The sequence below is a fragment of the Salimicrobium album genome (assembly GCF_900107115.1).
Taxonomy (GTDB): domain Bacteria; phylum Bacillota; class Bacilli; order Bacillales; family Halobacillaceae; genus Salimicrobium; species Salimicrobium album.
On record NZ_FNOS01000003.1, the window covers coordinates 175,124 to 192,354 of the forward strand.

19 protein-coding genes and 1 riboswitch are annotated in these 17,231 nt (G+C 48.8%); of the genes, 1 reads left to right on the forward strand and 18 read right to left on the reverse strand.

All coding sequences use genetic code 11. The features are described from left to right. Positions 1-54: 54 nt before the first annotated feature. The 12 genes from BLU03_RS06950 to BLU03_RS07000 form a co-directional block, all read right to left on the reverse strand. Positions 55-1,197, reverse strand: a complete 1,143-nt coding sequence (locus BLU03_RS06950) for an FAD-dependent oxidoreductase (protein WP_093106669.1) — start codon at positions 1,195-1,197, stop codon at positions 55-57. A 12-nt stretch (positions 1,198-1,209) separates the two neighbouring features. Continuing rightward, on the reverse strand, positions 1,210-1,335 hold the full coding sequence (locus tag BLU03_RS13815) for a hypothetical protein (RefSeq protein ID WP_281241179.1): 126 nt from the start codon (positions 1,333-1,335) through the stop codon (positions 1,210-1,212). Next, complete coding sequence (locus tag BLU03_RS06955) at positions 1,332-2,018, reverse strand: YesL family protein (protein WP_093106672.1); 687 nt, start codon at positions 2,016-2,018, stop codon at positions 1,332-1,334. Before BLU03_RS06955 ends, BLU03_RS13815 begins: the two co-directional genes overlap by 4 nt. 51 nt (positions 2,019-2,069) lie before the next feature. Next, positions 2,070-3,038, reverse strand: a complete 969-nt coding sequence (locus tag BLU03_RS06960) for a sugar phosphate isomerase/epimerase family protein (RefSeq protein WP_008589361.1) — start codon at positions 3,036-3,038, stop codon at positions 2,070-2,072. Then, positions 3,035-4,099, reverse strand: coding sequence for a Gfo/Idh/MocA family protein (locus tag BLU03_RS06965; RefSeq protein ID WP_093106674.1), 1,065 nt, complete (start codon positions 4,097-4,099; stop codon positions 3,035-3,037). The genes BLU03_RS06960 and BLU03_RS06965 overlap by 4 nt, the downstream gene beginning before the upstream one ends. Position 4,100: 1 nt before the next feature. Next, positions 4,101-5,132 carry a Gfo/Idh/MocA family protein gene (locus BLU03_RS06970; RefSeq protein WP_093106677.1) on the reverse strand — a complete coding sequence of 344 codons (1,032 nt, stop codon included), beginning with the start codon at positions 5,130-5,132 and terminating at the stop codon, positions 4,101-4,103. A 35-nt stretch (positions 5,133-5,167) separates the two neighbouring features. Next, entirely contained in the window at positions 5,168-5,887 is a 720-nt protein-coding gene (locus tag BLU03_RS06975) for a ThuA domain-containing protein (RefSeq protein WP_093106680.1), read from the reverse strand. A gap of 61 nt (positions 5,888-5,948) precedes the next feature. Then, the gene (locus BLU03_RS06980; protein WP_093106683.1) at positions 5,949-6,971 is read right to left on the reverse strand and encodes a LacI family DNA-binding transcriptional regulator; all 1,023 of its coding nucleotides are present in this window, start codon (positions 6,969-6,971) and stop codon (positions 5,949-5,951) included. Positions 6,972-6,986: 15 nt separating this feature from the next. Further along, entirely contained in the window at positions 6,987-7,811 is an 825-nt protein-coding gene (locus tag BLU03_RS06985) for a carbohydrate ABC transporter permease (RefSeq protein WP_076571540.1), read from the reverse strand. Next, positions 7,811-8,671 carry a carbohydrate ABC transporter permease gene (locus tag BLU03_RS06990; protein ID WP_093106687.1) on the reverse strand — a complete coding sequence of 287 codons (861 nt, stop codon included), beginning with the start codon at positions 8,669-8,671 and terminating at the stop codon, positions 7,811-7,813. The genes BLU03_RS06985 and BLU03_RS06990 overlap by 1 nt, the downstream gene beginning before the upstream one ends. A gap of 100 nt (positions 8,672-8,771) precedes the next feature. Beyond that, positions 8,772-10,094, reverse strand: coding sequence for an ABC transporter substrate-binding protein (locus tag BLU03_RS06995; protein WP_093106690.1), 1,323 nt, complete (start codon positions 10,092-10,094; stop codon positions 8,772-8,774). Positions 10,095-10,404: 310 nt separating this feature from the next. Continuing rightward, entirely contained in the window at positions 10,405-10,605 is a 201-nt protein-coding gene (locus tag BLU03_RS07000; protein WP_008589353.1) for a DUF2188 domain-containing protein, read from the reverse strand. 155 nt (positions 10,606-10,760) lie between these two features. After that, positions 10,761-10,871: riboswitch (SAM riboswitch) on the forward strand. Positions 10,872-10,979: 108 nt separating this feature from the next. On the opposite strand from BLU03_RS07000, the gene metX reads away from it, so the two are divergent. Then, entirely contained in the window at positions 10,980-12,032 is a 1,053-nt protein-coding gene (metX, locus tag BLU03_RS07005) for a homoserine O-acetyltransferase MetX (protein WP_076571532.1), read from the forward strand. A gap of 114 nt (positions 12,033-12,146) precedes the next feature. Here the strand turns inward: metX and BLU03_RS07010 are convergent, their stop codons facing one another. From BLU03_RS07010 to BLU03_RS07035, 6 genes are all read right to left on the reverse strand, one after another. Next, positions 12,147-13,409 (reverse strand): polysaccharide deacetylase family protein, encoded by a 1,263-nt coding sequence (locus tag BLU03_RS07010; RefSeq protein ID WP_093106693.1) that lies wholly within the window; start codon positions 13,407-13,409, stop codon positions 12,147-12,149. 73 nt (positions 13,410-13,482) lie between these two features. Beyond that, positions 13,483-14,184 (reverse strand): ribose 5-phosphate isomerase A, encoded by a 702-nt coding sequence (gene rpiA / locus BLU03_RS07015; RefSeq protein WP_093106695.1) that lies wholly within the window; start codon positions 14,182-14,184, stop codon positions 13,483-13,485. A 52-nt stretch (positions 14,185-14,236) separates the two neighbouring features. Further along, the gene (locus BLU03_RS07020) at positions 14,237-14,860 is read right to left on the reverse strand and encodes a response regulator (protein ID WP_093106698.1); all 624 of its coding nucleotides are present in this window, start codon (positions 14,858-14,860) and stop codon (positions 14,237-14,239) included. Further along, positions 14,857-15,855, reverse strand: coding sequence for a sensor histidine kinase (locus BLU03_RS07025; protein WP_093106701.1), 999 nt, complete (start codon positions 15,853-15,855; stop codon positions 14,857-14,859). The genes BLU03_RS07020 and BLU03_RS07025 overlap by 4 nt, the downstream gene beginning before the upstream one ends. Next, on the reverse strand, positions 15,852-16,556 hold the full coding sequence (gene liaF, locus BLU03_RS07030; RefSeq protein WP_076571524.1) for a cell wall-active antibiotics response protein LiaF: 705 nt from the start codon (positions 16,554-16,556) through the stop codon (positions 15,852-15,854). Before liaF ends, BLU03_RS07025 begins: the two co-directional genes overlap by 4 nt. Positions 16,557-16,616: 60 nt before the next feature. After that, complete coding sequence (locus BLU03_RS07035) at positions 16,617-17,231, reverse strand: PspA/IM30 family protein (protein ID WP_008589344.1); 615 nt, start codon at positions 17,229-17,231, stop codon at positions 16,617-16,619.

The following is a 17,231-nucleotide window of genomic DNA, read 5'->3' on the forward strand; positions in this document are numbered from 1 at the left end:
TCTCCATTCAAAAATCCCTTGACCTCCTGCCGGAGCACGGGGGATTTTTTCACTTCACTTGAACATTTCCATAAAAGCAGGTACCTGATTTTTGACCATCACCGGGTTGGAGGCCCACTTCCGGAATGCTTCCAGTTCCTCCTCCGTCCAGCTTCTCAGCGTACTGATGTAGCCGAGCGTAAAATCGTAGGAGGGCTTCAAAACTTCATCCCGTTCTTTGCGGTACTTTTCCATTTCCTCTCCGAACGACGCCCCGTCTGCCGTTTTTTGAATAACTTCTGCCAGCAGAAGAGCCTGCCAGATAGCATCGTTCATTCCGAGTCCCGTGCTCGGATCTTTGGCGTGAGCTGCATCTCCTATAAGAGCCCAGCCTCTGCCGTATGGCTCTCTGAAGAAATTTGGAACCCCGGGCGTCCCGATGACTTTTCCGTGAAGCACGGACTCCTCCATTCTCGCTTCCATTCCATACATGCGTTTAAATACTTTTTCAAACTCGTTTTGCGGATCCCGGGCAAACGACTTGAACTCTTCAGGATGGATTTCAAGACCGAGACAGTCCATCCCTTCCTGCATCGGAAAGACGAAGCCGATTCTTCCTTCCTCCAGGAAGATCTCCACCGCCGGGTCCGGGAGGGGAGATATACCTTCGTAATATCCGTAAAACACCGGACGCTGAGCCGGGGTGTAATCGTACATGGCAGCTCCCGCTTCCGCCGCGACGGTGGAATTCCGGCCGTCGGCTCCGACTACCAGTCCGGCTGTGAGCTCTGTTTTCTTCCCCTTTCTGTCCACGATTTCCACGCCCGTAACCGCTCCATCCATCCAGAGCAGGCGACGCACCTGCATCTCCTCCCTGAACTCCACCGTTTCGAAGGCAGTCGCTTCCTCCATAAGCAGGGAGTCAAAAGATGCCCGTCCCGGAATTACCGTCGCCCCGTCTCTTTCTGCTTCTGTAAAACTCTTCCCGATATATGTACGCATCCGTCTGATTTCCCTGAGCCCGAGACCGGCCACCTTCTCTTTCACTCCCAGTACGTCTAGGTAATGCTGATGGGAAAGAAGGTGGGTCGATAACGTATCGCTCGGAAAGCTGGCTTTTTCAATCACCAGCGTCCGTATCCCCAGCTGGCCGAGTCTGATAGCGAGACTGGCTCCTGCCACTCTTGCTCCTACGATAATCACTTCATAATCTGACATCCTTCTCCTCCTTCATCTCTGCCCCACTCCCGCTTCGTCTCTTTCTTCTGTAAACGTATAATAGAATGAATAACAATTCAACCAATCCGGCATCCCCATCAAAAAAGCCCGCCCCCACAAAGGGACGGACCGGTTCATTCCTCTTCCTTCTTCACCGCAATAATAAAACGATAGTAAGCGGAAAAACTGAGGAAAGCGACGATTGCTCCCGTAAAGACGGGGATGATCACCGGAAACATATAGACACTCACCATCAGAAGGAAGCCGTTCGTTACAGCAATCGTTCCGAAGAGGAGAGGACTGCCGAGCGTAATGAAGAAAGACCGCTTCACCAGTTTTCGAAAAGGCAAAGACACGTGTACGACTGTTGCGAAGAAGTTCACGGTAAATACGTACAGCAAAATGGAAGTGACAAGGAAAACTCCGGTAAGAATCGTGCTCGATTCATAAAAATAATAAATATCGACGGCAACGATGACCCACAGCAGGGTGAACAGCAGCCCTCCCGCAACACTTTGCAGGTAGTTTTCCCTGTAGTAGCTCCAGTACGATTTGTTTTCGACCATATAATCTTTTCTTACCCACTCCCTCGCTTTAGCGAACAAAGCGGCAGTAGCCGGGAAAAAGACCACCGGAGCGAACAGGATAATCGGTATCAGAAGTATGAGTACCTCACCCTGATCGCGGGCGTCAAGAAGACTTAGAACGAGGACGACAATGGGAAGGTTCATGGCAAACCAGGCCAGGTTCGTCAACGAAAATTTTGCTATCCACTCACTTACGGCATACATACCGCCCATAAACCCCGATTGTTTTCCCATCATGGTTCTCCTCCCTGTTTAAAGCACGTGTACTCTCCGGTGAATTACGCCTCAGGCCCACCACATATCGGCTGGCGGTTCTTCGATGATAACATTGTCGAGATTGTTCACTGCTCTTTTGAAACCTTCTTCGATCGACATGATCGGGTCCTCGTGCTCTATACTCACCGCGTGGTCGTAACCGAACGTTCTGAGAGCACTCACGATATCGGACCACTCCTGCACGCTGTGTCCATACCCGACCGAACGGAAACTCCAGGCCCGGCTGCGAACTTCCCCGTACGGCTGCATGTCAGTGAGACCGTACATATTCACATTTTCCTGATCTATATACGTATCTTTGGCATGGAAGTGATGGATCGCCCCTTCTTTACCAAGAATTTTAATAGCGGCAACCGGATCGATTCCCTGCCACCACAGGTGACTCGGATCAAGGTTGGCTCCGATAGCCGGAGAAGTAGCTTCGCGCAGTTTCAGCATCGTGTGCGGCGTATGAACAAGAAAGCCTGCATGAAGTTCAAGCCCTATTTTCACACCATGCTTCTCAGCGAGAGCAGCCTGCTCTTTCCAGTAAGGAACGAGTTTCTCTTCCCATTGCCAGTTCAGCACTTGTGAGTATTCCTCCGGCCATGGAGTGACGGGCCAGTTCGGCGTTTTGTCCGTCTCAGAACCTCCCGGCGTTCCGGAAAAAGTATTCACTACAGGTACCCCCATCAGGCCGGCCAGTTTCACAGTTTTCACGAAACTTTCATGAGAGCGGGATGCGAATGCTTCGTCCGGTGATACTGGATTGCCGTGGCAGCTGAAAGCACTGATTTCAAGCCCCCGCTTATTCACTTCCTCCAGATAAGCCCGGCGCTTCTCCTCACTTCCAAGCAGTTCGTCCACATGACAGTGAGCATCCCCCGGATATCCGCCTGTCCCTATCTCCACTGCCTTCAATCCCGAATCCTTCGCTTTGTCGAGCATCTCTTCAAAGGAAAGATCTGAAAATAATACTGCAAAGACACCAAGTTTCATCGTAACTCCTCCTCCTGCCTGTTCATTACTACCGCTTGCCCTGTACGACTGCTTTCATACATCGCGTCTATAATTTTTGTGACACGGAGTGCCTCCTGAGGATGCACAGCGAGTTTTTCCCCGCCGTTCAGGCCTTCAAGAAAATTAGCTATCTGCCTTTTTCCTGCCCATCCGCTCTCTTCTTCTCTCATTACCGGGGTGGCATCCCACACGGCACCGTGTTTCGACTGATACAGTTCGAACGGATACACGTCCAGCCCCCCCTGTACTCCCGATATGCTGAGAGTCGTATGATCCTCTTTTATATTTGCGGCCCAGGAACATTCGAACTGAAGCGTCACCCCGTTTTCAAAACGTATGTAACTTGTCACGTGATCATCCACTTCGAACGATTCAGGATCCACTTCTCCCCAGTCATTCACCTGACCCGGCGTTCTGCTCAGCTCGTTATACGTCTGGGCGCTCACTTCCACCGGTTCCGGATTTCCGAGCAGCCAGAGCGACAAATCCAGCAGATGACACCCAAAATCAATAAGGCTTCCGCCACCCTGCAGGTCTTTGTCCGTAAACACTCCCCACCCCGGCACCTTTCTCCGGCGCATGGCCTGCACTCTCGCTACAAGAGGTTTGCCGAGTTCTCCCGCTTCCGTCACCCGTTTCGCCATAATTCCTTCCGGAGTGTGACGATAATGATAGGCGATAGCCAGAGTTCTATCATTTTCCTGCGCAGCTCTCAGCATAGCTTCTGCTTCATGCCGGTCCATGGCCATCGGCTTTTCACATAATACGTGCACGCCTCTGTTCAGGGCTTTTATACTCAGTTCCGCGTGGAATTTATTCGGTGTACAGATAATGACAGCGTCGACGATATCGAGCAGTTCCTCCGGAGACGTGCACACGTGAGGCACTTCAAACTCCTTTGCGACTCTCAAAGCCCGCTCCCTGTCCACATCCTGCACGGCGATCATTTCAGCCAGATGAGGAAGTGACAGCAGGGCCGGGATGTGGCGATCTGTCGCTATCCCGCCCGTACCGATCACTCCCACTTTCCATTTATTCATATTACCCCTTCTTTAACGACTGTATTTTACCCGTTTCCCCGGACTCCAGGGCTGCGAGAATGATTTCAAGGGATTTTTTCCCTTCATGACCGTCAATCAGCGGCTGTTCATCGTTCAGCACACTTTCCACGAAGTGATCGATGACTCCGGTATTCGTCTGGCCACCGCTTTCATTGGACTGGATCTGACCGAGCTGAAAATTGATTACATCCCCGTTCGTATAAGAAGCTACGAGAGAGTAATCCGGGTCGTCCTCGATTCTGAGCATCCCTTTCTCCGCGTAGATCACCGTGGAATTATCTTCGGCGGTATTATAAGCCCAGCTTGCCGCCAGGGTACCGAGAATTCCTGATTCCGAACGAAGCATGCACACGGCGTTATCATCGACCGTAATACCATCTTTTGCGTTATTTTCAACAAAACCGGCTACGTCCGTGAATTCTTCTCCGAGAATATAGCGAATGAGATCCGCCTTATGGACGCCGAGGTCCCCCATCGCTCCGATGAACGCTTCGTCTTTTTTGAAGAACCAGCTGTCCTTCCCATCCACGCTCCAGTCTTCCGGCCCTCCGTGACCGAATGTTGTCCGGAAACTGTAGATTTTCCCAAGTTCCCCCGAACGGACAATCTCCCGGGCTTTCCGGTGGGACTTCACAAATCGCTGGTTGTGGGCAATCATCAGTTTTTTCCCGTTCTTCTCAGCCGCACTGATCATTCGCTCCGCTTCTTCCGTACTTGTAGCCATCGGCTTTTCACATAAAACGTGAGCCCCTGCTTCCAGGGCTGCAATAGATACGGAAGCATGTAAATGGTTCGGAAGGCAGATACTTACAATGTCCACTTCTTCTTTCTGGAACAGTTCTTCATAATCCGTATACGTCTTGGCATCGTAGATCTGACCCGCGATGGCAGCCCGCTCTTCTACAATGTCACAGACTGCAGTAATATCCGTCTCTTCATTACTTCTATACTCCACTAAATGCCGGTGCTGGGCGATACTGCCACAACCGATAATTGCCGTTTTCAATGTCATAAATCAACAGCTCCCTTCAAAAGGTTTACATGCTTTTATTTTTTGGAGATGCGTTCAATCGGGGCAGCGTTCCCGTACTGGTGCTTCGGACCGTTCGTATTCTGCGCCCAGCGGACACCGTTACGGATCACCGTCTGTACGTCTTCATGATAATAAGTCGGATATGTTTCATGCCCGGGACGGAAATAGAATATCTTACCGTTGCCGCGTTTGAACGTAGCACCGCTTCTGAAAACCTCGCCGCCTTCAAACCAGCTGAGGAAAATAAGTTCATCCGGAGCCGGAATATCGAAGTGTTCCCCGTACATCTCCTCTTTTTCTATTTCAAAATACTGACCGATTCCTTCTGCAATAGGGTGGGTGGGATCAACGTTCCATATCCGCTCCCTGTCGTCAGCTTCCCGCCATTTCAGATCACACCCGGTCCCCATCAGCTTACGGAATACTTTCGAGAAGTGGGCGGAGTGGAGGACGACCAGCCCCATTCCGTCGAGAACTCTCTGCTTCACTCTCTCGGCCGCCTCTTCGGTAACTTCCTCGTGCGCTTTATGCCCCCACCAGACGAGAACGTCCGTCCGGTCGAGGACTTCCTTCTTCAGCCCGTGTTCCTCCTCGTCAAGGGTGGCCGTGATAATAGTATGCCCGTCTTTTTTCAGAAAATCGGCAAGGGCCCCGTGAATCCCTTCCGGATAAATATCCGAAACTGCCGGGTTTTCCTTTTCATGGCGATACTCGTTCCATATCAGTACGTTCATATTCACTACCTCCTGCTGTGCAACAATAAGCGAAATCGCTTGCACTTTTCTTTAAAAAAATTTATTTTCGTTCCCTGCACGATTCTCTTTCCACAATATTCGTAGGGATAATCAGACTTTTATTCATCATTGCGGGCTTCTGCAGTTTTTCGATAAGAGTGTCGGCTGAATAGTAGCCAAGCTGACCTGCATTGGTATCCACCGTTGTAAGGGATGGACTTGAGAGCCTGGAGACAATCGTATTGTTGAAGCTGATAACACTCATATCCCCGGGTACGGAAACGCCGGCTTCCTTAAGCGCCGCAATAATGGAAAGCGCATGAAAGTCATCCATGATCACAAGGGCCGTCGGAGGTTCCGGGAGCCCGAGCAATTCTTCTGCAATGATGGTGCCGTCATAGCTTCCGTCTTTTCTATACTTAATGTAAGAAGCGTTCTGCGGACACCCATGGAGAGCGAGCGCTTTTTTATATCCTTCCACTCTTGCTTTCGTCACTTCGAAATCGGCTTCTCCGCCGACGATCCCGATCCGCTCATGCCCCAGCTGGATCAGATAATCCGTTGCCTCATTCGAAGCCTGCACGTTGTCATTATCCACGTACATTATGTTCGACGCCTCCAGTAACGGCTTTCCGACCATAACGAAAGGAAGGTTCTGTTGCATCAGGTAGGGAACGACCTGATCGTCCTCTTTGGAATAAAGGACTACGATAGCGTCCACTCTTTTTCCCTGCACCATTTTTATAACATCCCGAAAAATAGCTTCTTCCGACTCCCCGGTCGTCAGATTCAGGCTGTAATCGTTTTCCTGACATGCCTTACTGATCCCGCTCAAAACTTCGGAGAAGAAGGGGTTATCGAAAGAATGGGAACTCGAATGTTTCATCACCACCCCTATCGTCTGGGTAGCCTGCCTCACAAGCACGCGGGCGTTGTAGTTCATGTGATAGCCCATGTCCTCCATGACTTTTTTCACTTTTTTCTTCGTAACCTGGCTGATTCGCGGACTGTCCGCAATCACCCGGGATACTGTCGAAGGAGCGACTCCCGCTTCCTTCGCTACATCCTTAATCGTAACAGACATCGTTCCTGCTCCTCTCTACTTCACAGCACCTTCCGACACACCATCAATGATCTGTTTCTGGGCAAAGAAATAACCGATGATGACCGGGATGATCGCTATAGTCAGACCGGCAAGTGCAAGGTGCCACTGTTTCGTATACTGACCGAAGAAGTAAAACATCTTCAGCGGAATCGTTGCGTTCGCTTCACTCAGTACGAGCGAGGGAAGCAGGTAATCATTCCAGATCCAGATCGTATTTAAAATAGCCACCGTTACGGAAATCGGTTTTAACAGCGGAAAAATAATATACCAGAATGTCTGGAATCGGCTGGCCCCGTCTATAATGGCCGCTTCATCCAGGGATTTGGAAATACCGGTCATCGCCCCGTGGTAAAGGAAAATGGAAAGACTGCATCCGAATCCGAGATACATGAAGATAAGACCGGCAGCGTTCAGCATATCCACCTGACCGAAAATGGCCACCAGGGGAATCATAACAGACTGGAACGGAATGAGCATGGCTGCCACAAATACGAAAAAGATGATGCCGGAGAGCTTACTTTTGTTCCTCGCAAGAGCATATCCCGCCATGGAGGAGAAAAGAATAATGATCAGAATGCTCAACCCGGTTATAAGTACGGAATTGAAAAGGGACTTCAGAAATTCAAGTTCCGCAAAAGCGTTAACGAAGTTCTCAAATGTAAATTCAACCGGTATTCCGAGGACGCCCTCGAAAATCCCCCGTTTCGTTTTGAAAGCGTTGACGATCATCAGATAAAACGGAGAGAGCCACAAAAGGGCCAGCAATAAGCCGAATATTTCAAGCAGTCTTGTATTTCGTTTCTCTCTATCCTTCTGCATCACACGTCCACCTCACGTTTCTTATTGTAGTACACCTGTGTCAGGGAAATGACGGCTACTATGAGGAAGAAAATAACCGCTTTCGCCTGGGCATACGCCATCTCCCTGTCACTGAAGGCTGTACGTACGATTTCCATCGCCACCATCTGCGTGGAGTTGAAAGGTCCTCCATTCGTCAGTGACAGGTTTTGGTCGTAAATTTTGAAAGACATGGATAATGTAAGGAACATACTGACCGTAAAGGCGGGAGCCACTAGCGGGAAAATGACATTTTTGAATCGCTGTACCGCATTTGCCCCGTCAATTTTCGAAGCTTCGATCAGCTCTTTCGGCACGTTTTCAAGATAGGCTATATAAATGATCATAATATACCCGGCCATCTGCCAGGAGGTAAGGATTACAAGTCCCCAGAAGCCTGTGTTCGTTGTAGATAACCAGCCGCTCAGACCTTCAATCCCCGTAATTCCGGATATATCACCAAATACAGAGATGAAAATAAATTGCCAGATAAACCCGAGTATAAGACCGCCGATCAGGTTCGGCATAAAAAAGACGGTCCGCATCAAGTTATTCGTCTTCATGTTTCTCGTAACGAGAAGTGCGAGGCCGAGGCCGAATATGTTCAGCAGCAGTACGGTGATAACTGCAAACTTGATAGTGAACCAGATCGAATTCATGAACTCATCTTCCTGGAACAATTTTATGTAGTTTTCCAGACCGACGAAATTGTTCGCCGTTAATCCGTTCCAGTCCGTAAATGAATAAATCAGTCCGTAGACGAACGGGATGACCACAACAATTCCGAGCCCGAGAATAACGGGGGTCAGAAAAAGCCAGAATGATAAACTCCTGTTTCTCATAATAAGTTCCTCCTCAGTTGTAAAAAAGCTCTTCTGTCGCCTTCAGTAACCAATAAGAGCGCTATAGTTCAGCGCTCTTTACCGGTCTTCTGTTATTTGCTTATTGTCTGGCTTCTTCCCAGGCATCAGTCGCCTGTTTTTCCACTTCTTCCCACGTTATATCACCGGCAAGATATTCCTGCATGGCGACGCCGAGAGCATCTTCCGTCCAGGCTGTAGGAGCTCCGAGGAAAACCCAGCCGAGCGTATTACCTTCTTTCGCGTAGTTGTATATTTCCTGGGAAATAGGATCCGCGATTTCCTGGTCTTCGTACCCTTCGTAAGCAGGAATGAACTTGAATTCTTCCGTTACGAATTTCTTACCTTTGTCAGACGTGTACATCCAGTCGAGGAAATCTTTGGACGCCTGTACCACTTCATCTTCGGATTGCTTGTTTACCACCCAGTAGTTAGGCACGCCTACAGGAATACTTCCTTCATAACCTTCCACCGGAATAGGAAGAAGTCCGACATTGTTTTCGGCGAATTCCTGATCCATGGATTCGATCGTGTTGTACACCCAGTTACCCTGCTGAATCATCGCTACGTTTCCAAGAGAAAAGTGCTCTTCCACCTGCTGGGAATAATCGAGACTCAATACAGGCTGAATGGAATTTTCACTCTGAAGATCCGTGAACTCTTTCATCTGATCTCCCATTGCGAATTCCACAGTCTCCGCTTCATATGCTTCCATTACATCATGATTGAACTCATCCGCCAGGTAGGCGTTTGCCAGGTGGTTACCCATAACCCACTGTTCTTTTCCGGGGAAAGCGAACGGCGCTTTGATTCCCAATTCTTCTTTATTGGAATTCAGGGTTTCCACGGCACCTTTCAGATCTTCCATCGTCTTGATCGAGGAAGCATCAATACCCGCTTCTTCGAAAACTTTCTTATTGTAAAGAAGTCCATAGCCTTCCTGGTTAAAAGGAAGTCCGAGAACCTGATCGTCACGACTTACACCGTTCAACGTCCCCTCAAGAGCCGCTTCGGCAGCTTTCGTATCCGAAACGTCGGCCAGATATTCTTCGTACTCGTCCACGTCCGTCGGTCCGCCGACGTTGAAGATGTCAGGCTCTTCGCCGGAGGAGAAGGAAGTTTTCAGTGAAGCACCGTAATCGTTACCGCCGCCGACGGTTTTGACGTTAATATTGACGTCCGGGTTCTCTTCTTCATACATCGATACAAGTTCTTCAAACTGATCTTTGAACTCCACTTTGAATTGAAAAACGTCAACCGTAACCGCTTCGCCGTTGCCGCCTTCTCCTCCACCGTCATTACTTCCGCCGGAAGATTCTTCACCTGAGCCGAACGAACAGCCCGCCAGCACACTTGAAGCCAATAGAGCCGTAGCAATCCCTGAATAAAACCTTTTCTTCTTCATTCCATACACTCCTTTTTACTGTTTCTGATGTTTTGAATCCGCTTACAACTTACACAAAAAATAAAGGACGCCGGAAAAGTTTGTGCATTCGTTTGCAAAAATATCCAATAAATTATTCCTTCTCCTATGTAAAGAAAAGGACAGGTGACAGAAGCGATACTGTGAATTCGTTTGCACAGTTTCATTGTCTGTATCTTAGCACGATTACAAACATATTACAATAAGTATTCTGAAAAATATGTATCATATTATTTTTTCCATACAAAAAAAGCCGAAGGGGGTACCCTTCAGCTCTTTACGCATAATTAAATTAAAAGCTTCTTTCTTCTTGCACGTTATCGTCCTGATCGAGAATCAGAACTTTACTCGGAGAGTTCTTCTTCGCAATTTCTTCGGCTTTGCTGACTGCGGAATCAAAATCTTCGAAGAAATCCGTCGGAGCGATGTCTTCGATTTTAATGTACCAGCCGTTTTTGTCTTTGTTTTGTACTACGCTATATTCTTTTACCATAATTAATCCACTCCTCTTTTAATGATCGGATACTTTTGATTGTACCCCGCCTCTTTTTCCTTCAAACATATCTCAAATAGTCAGAAAATTAGTTGACATACCTTTCCTCTGGTGGTTATACTTCATAATAAGCTTAAATTGAATAGTTCGTGCGACTCTTATTAAGAGCGGCTGAGGGATTAGGCCCTGTGAAGCCCGGCAACCTTCAAACATCAGTTTGAAAAGGTGCTACGTCCTACAGATCTTACTGATCTGGAAGATAAGAGGAGGCAATATATAAATCAGCCCTCTTCTTAACTTATCAGAAGGGGGCTTTTTCTGTGCCCGGTCTCCCCGGCCGCATTACCTATACAATTCCACTGGAGGGAAGATAGATGTCCGTCAATCATATCCGAACATGTGAAACCGTTTATAAAGAAGTGTCGATCGGGGAGTTCATTTGCGAATCAGGTGAACGGCTGCCGGAAGTTACCCTTGCCTATGAGCAATCCGGCAACCAGAATGCGCCCCTGCTCCTTATATGTCACGCTCTCACAGGCAATCAGTACACCGTGGGTACGGAAGAAGAGCCCGGATGGTGGAGAGGTCTATTCGGAAAAGAAGGGATAGTCCCGGAAGAAGAGTTTCAGACTGTCACCTTCAACGTGCTTGGTGGCTGTCACGGTTCTACGGGGCCTGCGAGCGTAAATCCCGAAAATGGAGAGGTCTATCGCCTCGACTTCCCTTCCATAACAATCAGAGATGTAGTACGGGCTCAGAAAAGGGCTCTGGAAGTTCTCGGCTTCACGCACATACATGCCGTACTCGGCGGGTCACTCGGTGGTATGCAGGTGTATGAGTGGGGGCTTATGTACCCGGATGCGATGGATAAGCTGTTTATTCTCGCTTCCACCCCGGCCCTCAGCGATTATGGAATAGCATTCAACCATATAGGGGCGGAAGCGATAAAACGTGACCCGCGGTGGGACAATGGTAATTATCAATCGAATGAGAACCTCGACGGTTTTGAAATTGCGAGAATGACGGGGATGGTCACTTACAGAAGCAGATCTCTGTTTCACCAGCGCTTCAACCGCCGGCAGAACGAAGAAAGTTATCATATCCAGTCCTATCTGGATCATCAGGGGAAGAAGATTAAAAAACGGTTCGATGCCAACAGCTACCTTTACCTTCTTGAGGCGATGAACCATCATGATATTACAAGAAACAGAGGAGCCATGGAAGATACGGTGCAACAGTACAGAGCAGATATTTATACGATGAGTTTCGAGAAAGATCTCATATATCCGAAGGAATCCATGGAAGAATTTTCACTCCTCACTCCACACGCTGTGCATTTCCATATCGATACCGAATTCGGTCACGACGGCTTCCTTGTCGAATTCGATAAGTGGGGAGAGTTCATCAGATATCACTTACGTGTTTAACGGCTGCAGAAGATCCGTTATCAAAAAAGAGCCAGGCCGGGAGACAATAAAAAAACAGCACATTACCTCCACCGGCCGCAGCCGCCTGAGGTCTCTGTGCTGTTCCTTAGAAGATTACATTCCGGCCAGTCGTTCTGCTCCGGACTTTTCCCTGCCTGTTTCCTTTTCCCTGCTCCTGGAGTCTTTCAGCTCAGGAAGTACTTCCCGTAATAACGCAGGAGTTTTTTCATTCAATCCGCTCATGACAAGCTGCCCGTTCGAACGGGCGGAATTCACGAGCTGCTCCGTCACCCACGCCTCGGACTTCCCGGCCCAGTTAGGGCGATTGATGAGTGCTTTTTCCGGGCTCACCCTGTCCCCGGAAACCAGCACCTCCTGCTGACCTGTAATGGAGCTGAGCAGGTTCACGGAACGTTCCCGGTATTCGCTTTCTTTCTTATCCGAGAGACGTCCCGGGAGCCTCTGGTTCCATGTATGAGCGACCACAGCGTGCCCCTGTTCTTTTATAGCTTCCACCGCGGCCGGATATCGTTCGACACGTTTGCCGATCAAAAAGAACACAGCTTTCCGGTCGTTCTTCTCCAGCGCCCGGAGGATCTCTTCTGTCCTCTTCGGATGGGGGCCTCCCATCACTGCTACAGGATACTCTTCTAACATTTTTTCGGTAACAGGAATTTCAGTGATCTCTTTCTCCGTATGAAAAATCCCCGGTCTCTCCGTCATATCCGAACGCTTCTTCATGAACTTTTCTTTGAACCATTCCGGGTGCTCCTGTTTATTCACCCGTACGGACTGATTCCCCGCGAAGAAAGTGAAAGCGTCCCCTTCATACGTAAAGCTGTTAAGTTCCTTCTCCGATAGTTTGCGTTCAAAGGTGCGTTCCAGATGGTCCCGGATTTCTTCATAATCATTCTCACTCCGAAGAAAATGGGTAAGCAAAAGTTTCTTGCCGTTCGATTTCTCAAAATGAAGCACCGTTTCATCAAAAGCCTTACGCTTCTCTCCCCACGTTACGGTCTCGTTGAACTTAACTACATATGTAGCGCTGTCTTCATAAACGATGTCATAGTCGACGTGGAGTTCCTGCACAGCAGAGATCCCTTTTTTCTTTACGCGTTCATAACTGTCTTTTTTGAAGTCGGAACGCTGTTCATTCACGTAGTCCAGTACCGTCTGGTCAATCTGGTCATTCGGCGTTTCCGGGTAGTGCATCACAATGGAAAGTTTGTCGAATTTCTCAACTTTCGTTTCTATATCAGCTTCATACTTCTCATAATTCTCTTTTTTTACCGGTTCCTTTTCTTTTTCTTCACCGGCATTAGCCATAAACGAACAGCCGCTCATCAATATGAAAAACCCCAGTATTAGTCGTCTCATTTTTCCCCTCAATATCCTGAAATATTACATCGCCAGATATATTGTAACACAACTGTAAAGAGGGGGAGAGAATTTATACGGTAAGAATTTCTACCGGATAGCCGATGAACAGTCCTGTTTCCACAACACCAGGCATTGCTTTAAGAGTACTTTCCGCGTCAGCGGGGATATCTTCAAAGGTTACATCCAGAATGATATTGCCTCCTTCTGTAATGACAGGGCCGTCTTTTTTCTCAGCCATCCGCATCTCGACACGCTTCACCGAAGATAAATTTCCGAGTCCTGTTTCCACCAGATGAATAGCTCTCGCATCCACTTCAATCGGCACAGCGAACTTCTCTCCGAGTCTCTCTACCATCTTGCTTTTATCTGCAAGAATGTACGTCTTTTCCGCGCTGGCCATCACGAGTTTCTCCCGGAGCATAGCTCCTCCGCGCCCTTTGATCAGTCGACGGTCGCCGTCCACTTCGTCCGCCCCGTCAAATCCCCAGTCGGGACGGGAATCTATAAGCGTCGTAGTTGCAAGTCCTAAGACTGCACAGTTTATTTCCGCTTCTTTGGAAGTGGGTATGCCTTTCACATCAAGCCCTTCTTCGTTCACGCGTTCCGCAATAGCCTGCAGCGCCAGGAAGGCAGTGGAGCCGGAACCGATGCCTATGACATCCTTATCTTTCACTTTTCCCGCTACCTGATCCGCTACCCGCTGTTTCTCTTCTCTGTTCGAAATATCTCCGGACCAGTTCAACTGACCGGCTAACTGATTTGTCCATTGCATGACCATCACTCCCATTAGAATTGTATGCCTTTCCAAGTATATCAAAATCCGCTCACTTAATTAAATGATGCCTGAAAGCGTAAACGACAGCCTGGGTACGATCCTGGACCTCCAGTTTCCCTAGAACGTTGCTGACGTGTACTTTGACCGTTTTTGGTGCAATAAAAAGGAGGTCTGCAATTTCCTGATTCGTTTTGCCTTCCGCCATGAGCAGCAACACTTCTTTTTCCCGTTTCGTCAGCTGTTCATGCAGCGGTTCTCCCCTTCTTTTGCCCATCAGTTTTCCGGTGACTTCCGGTTCGAGTATCGACTGCCCTCCGTATGTAGCTCTTATCGCTCCGGCAATCTCATCGGCCGTTGACGTTTTCAACAGATAACTCACTGCTCCCGCCTCAAGCGCAGGGTACACTTTCTCATCATCGATAAAACTTGTAACGATAATGATCTTCGCCTCCGGCCACTCCGAATTGATTTTACCGGTAGCTTCGATGCCGTCCATCCCTTCCATGACGAGATCCATAAGAATAATATCCGGTCTGTACTCGAACGCTTTCTCCACTCCCTCTTTTCCATTTGCCGCTTCAGCAACGACTTCTATATCCGGCTGAGCGGACAGATAGGCGGACACCCCGATTCTGACCATTTCGTGATCATCTACGAACAGGACCCGGATCATACTTTTTCCTCCCTTCCCTTCCGTGGTAATTTCACTTCCACCCTTGTACCGTCATCTTTTACGCTTACTATTTTCAACACTCCCCCTACTTCAAGAGCCCGCTCGTTCATGTTGACCAGGCCATAGGAATTCGTGCCTGCACTTTCCGTATCAAAGCCTTTCCCGTCATCCAGAACCCTGAGCAGAACGAAGTCATCTCTCTGCAGCAGCTGCACTGTAAGATGGTCAGCCTCGGCATGACGCAACGTATTCGAAACAGCTTCCTGAAGAATACGGAACAGCTGATCTTCCTCTCCTTTTTCAAGAGACACTTCCTCCAGCTGTTTATCCACCTGAAGAGGGACTTTCTGTGTCAGTTCCTCAAGAAGGTCTTTTGTTCCTTCCTTCAGCGTTTTTCCTTTTAACGGGACAGGCCGCAGATGAAGGAGAAGAGCCCTCATCTCAAGTTGGGACTGGTGGATCATTTGTTCCACCATACGGAGCTTGCTGTTTTCTTCCTGCTCACTGATTGCAGACATCATCATCGAAGCCGCGAACAGCTGCTGGCTGACCGAATCGTGCAGTTCCCGGGCCAGCCGGCTCCTTTCCTGAGTGACCACTTCCTGAATACTTCTTTCCCTTTCGTCCGCCCGTTCGGATGCCTGTTTTCGGGAAAGTTCCGTCTGCCGGCTCATTTTTCTTTCGATCGCTTCCAGACGGGCGCGCACTCCTTCCCCTGTCTCCTTAGCATCCATCGGAATGCCCTGCACCAGGCAGTCGAGCTGCCGGTAGAGATGTTTCTTCTTCTGTTTTTCCTGAACACCCTGAGCCAGCCCGGTGCCGATACCAAAGGTGAGGCCAGCCAGTACAGGGACGAGAAGGAAAGGCATATCCAGTACCTCTTTCCTGTACAGCAGCGACCAGTTCTCCGGAGGAAAAGTGAGGAAGGTAATGCCTGTCAGCAGAACGGAAAAAGAAATAAACAGCAGCACGTAGAATATAAGGTGTTTTTTCATATGCGCTTCACCTCAAGGTCTCCCGACAGAACTGAAGTGACAATCCGCACGCCAGGCTCTTTCCATCCGTAGTCTTCTGTCTGATAATGAACCGTTCCGTTCCACAGATGCGTACTCCGGTAATCGAAAATAGTCGCGCGCCCTATGAGAGCGCTGTGATGAACGAGCACTTCCGTTTCATACGGTACGTAAATTGTAAGTGTACCCGCCAAATGCCTGACGGAAATGACCGCTTTTTCCGGAAGTACGGTGTGGCTCAGGTCTATCGTTCTGTCACCGATGCCGCCGTGCACGTTGATATCGTTCCAGGCGTAAGCTTCGGGAGTCGTCTGATCTCCCCACATTTTCTGGCTGATTACCGGTTCCTTCTTCGGGGAAGGGGGTTCTCGAGAGAAAACGGGCCGGGCAGGATGTCGACCTGCCTGGAAGTAATTATAGAGGAAAAGGACGAGGAGTATAAAAAGGAGGAAGCGGACGACGGCCATACTTAAAATAGTCATAACGAGAGATACGAGCCCGATCCAGAACACTACCTTCCCGAATGCTCTGTCATAGGAACGGTGCCCGACATACACGAGGATACCGCTGAACAGCAGGGAAAAGAGAATTCCTCCATCAAAAAGAATGATTTCGGCTATAAGAAGTACCGCAGCAATGAGCAGAAGTTTATTAATCGTTTTCGTTCCCACTTTCTCAAACATAATAATCCTCCCCCCTACACAATACTCTCCCGTATCGGACGATACAGGAGAGATATTGGTTCACTGATTTTTTTCCAGCTGCCGGATCTTACTGTCGAATGTCGATTTCCGGTAAGAACGCTGAATCTGCTCCTCCAGCCTTTCCATGTGGCGATCCAGTTCTGTAAAACGGCTGTACGGCTGTTCGGACGCTTCTTTTGAAACACGGTCCATACGGTGATGGGCTCTCGCTATATTCTCGCGTCCCATCAGCTCCATACGCTTTACGTGCATATCCTTCAGTTTATGTTTCATTTCTTCATATTTGTGTTCAAGTTCCTGCAACTGCTGATCCGTTTCCTGCTTCGATTGTAGCAAACGTTCCGCCCGATTGGTATAGGCTTCCTGTTCCGCAAGAGCGAATTCTTTCATTTCTTCTTCTCCGGCATTTCCCGCTACGACAGCCTGCCGTTCCCGTTTTTCAGCCATGTTCTTCGCCTGCTCGTACTCATTTTCGAACTCCTGTTTCAGTTTGTACTGACGTTCAATCAGCTTCTGCACATTTTCCGTTTCCTGTTCGCTTTCTCTCAAGTACTGGTTCAGCAGGGCCATAGGATTTTTTTCTTCTTTTTTATCCAGAGCGTCGTGAATATCCGCCATAAAAGTGTCTTTCATTCTCGTGAATAGGTTCGTCAT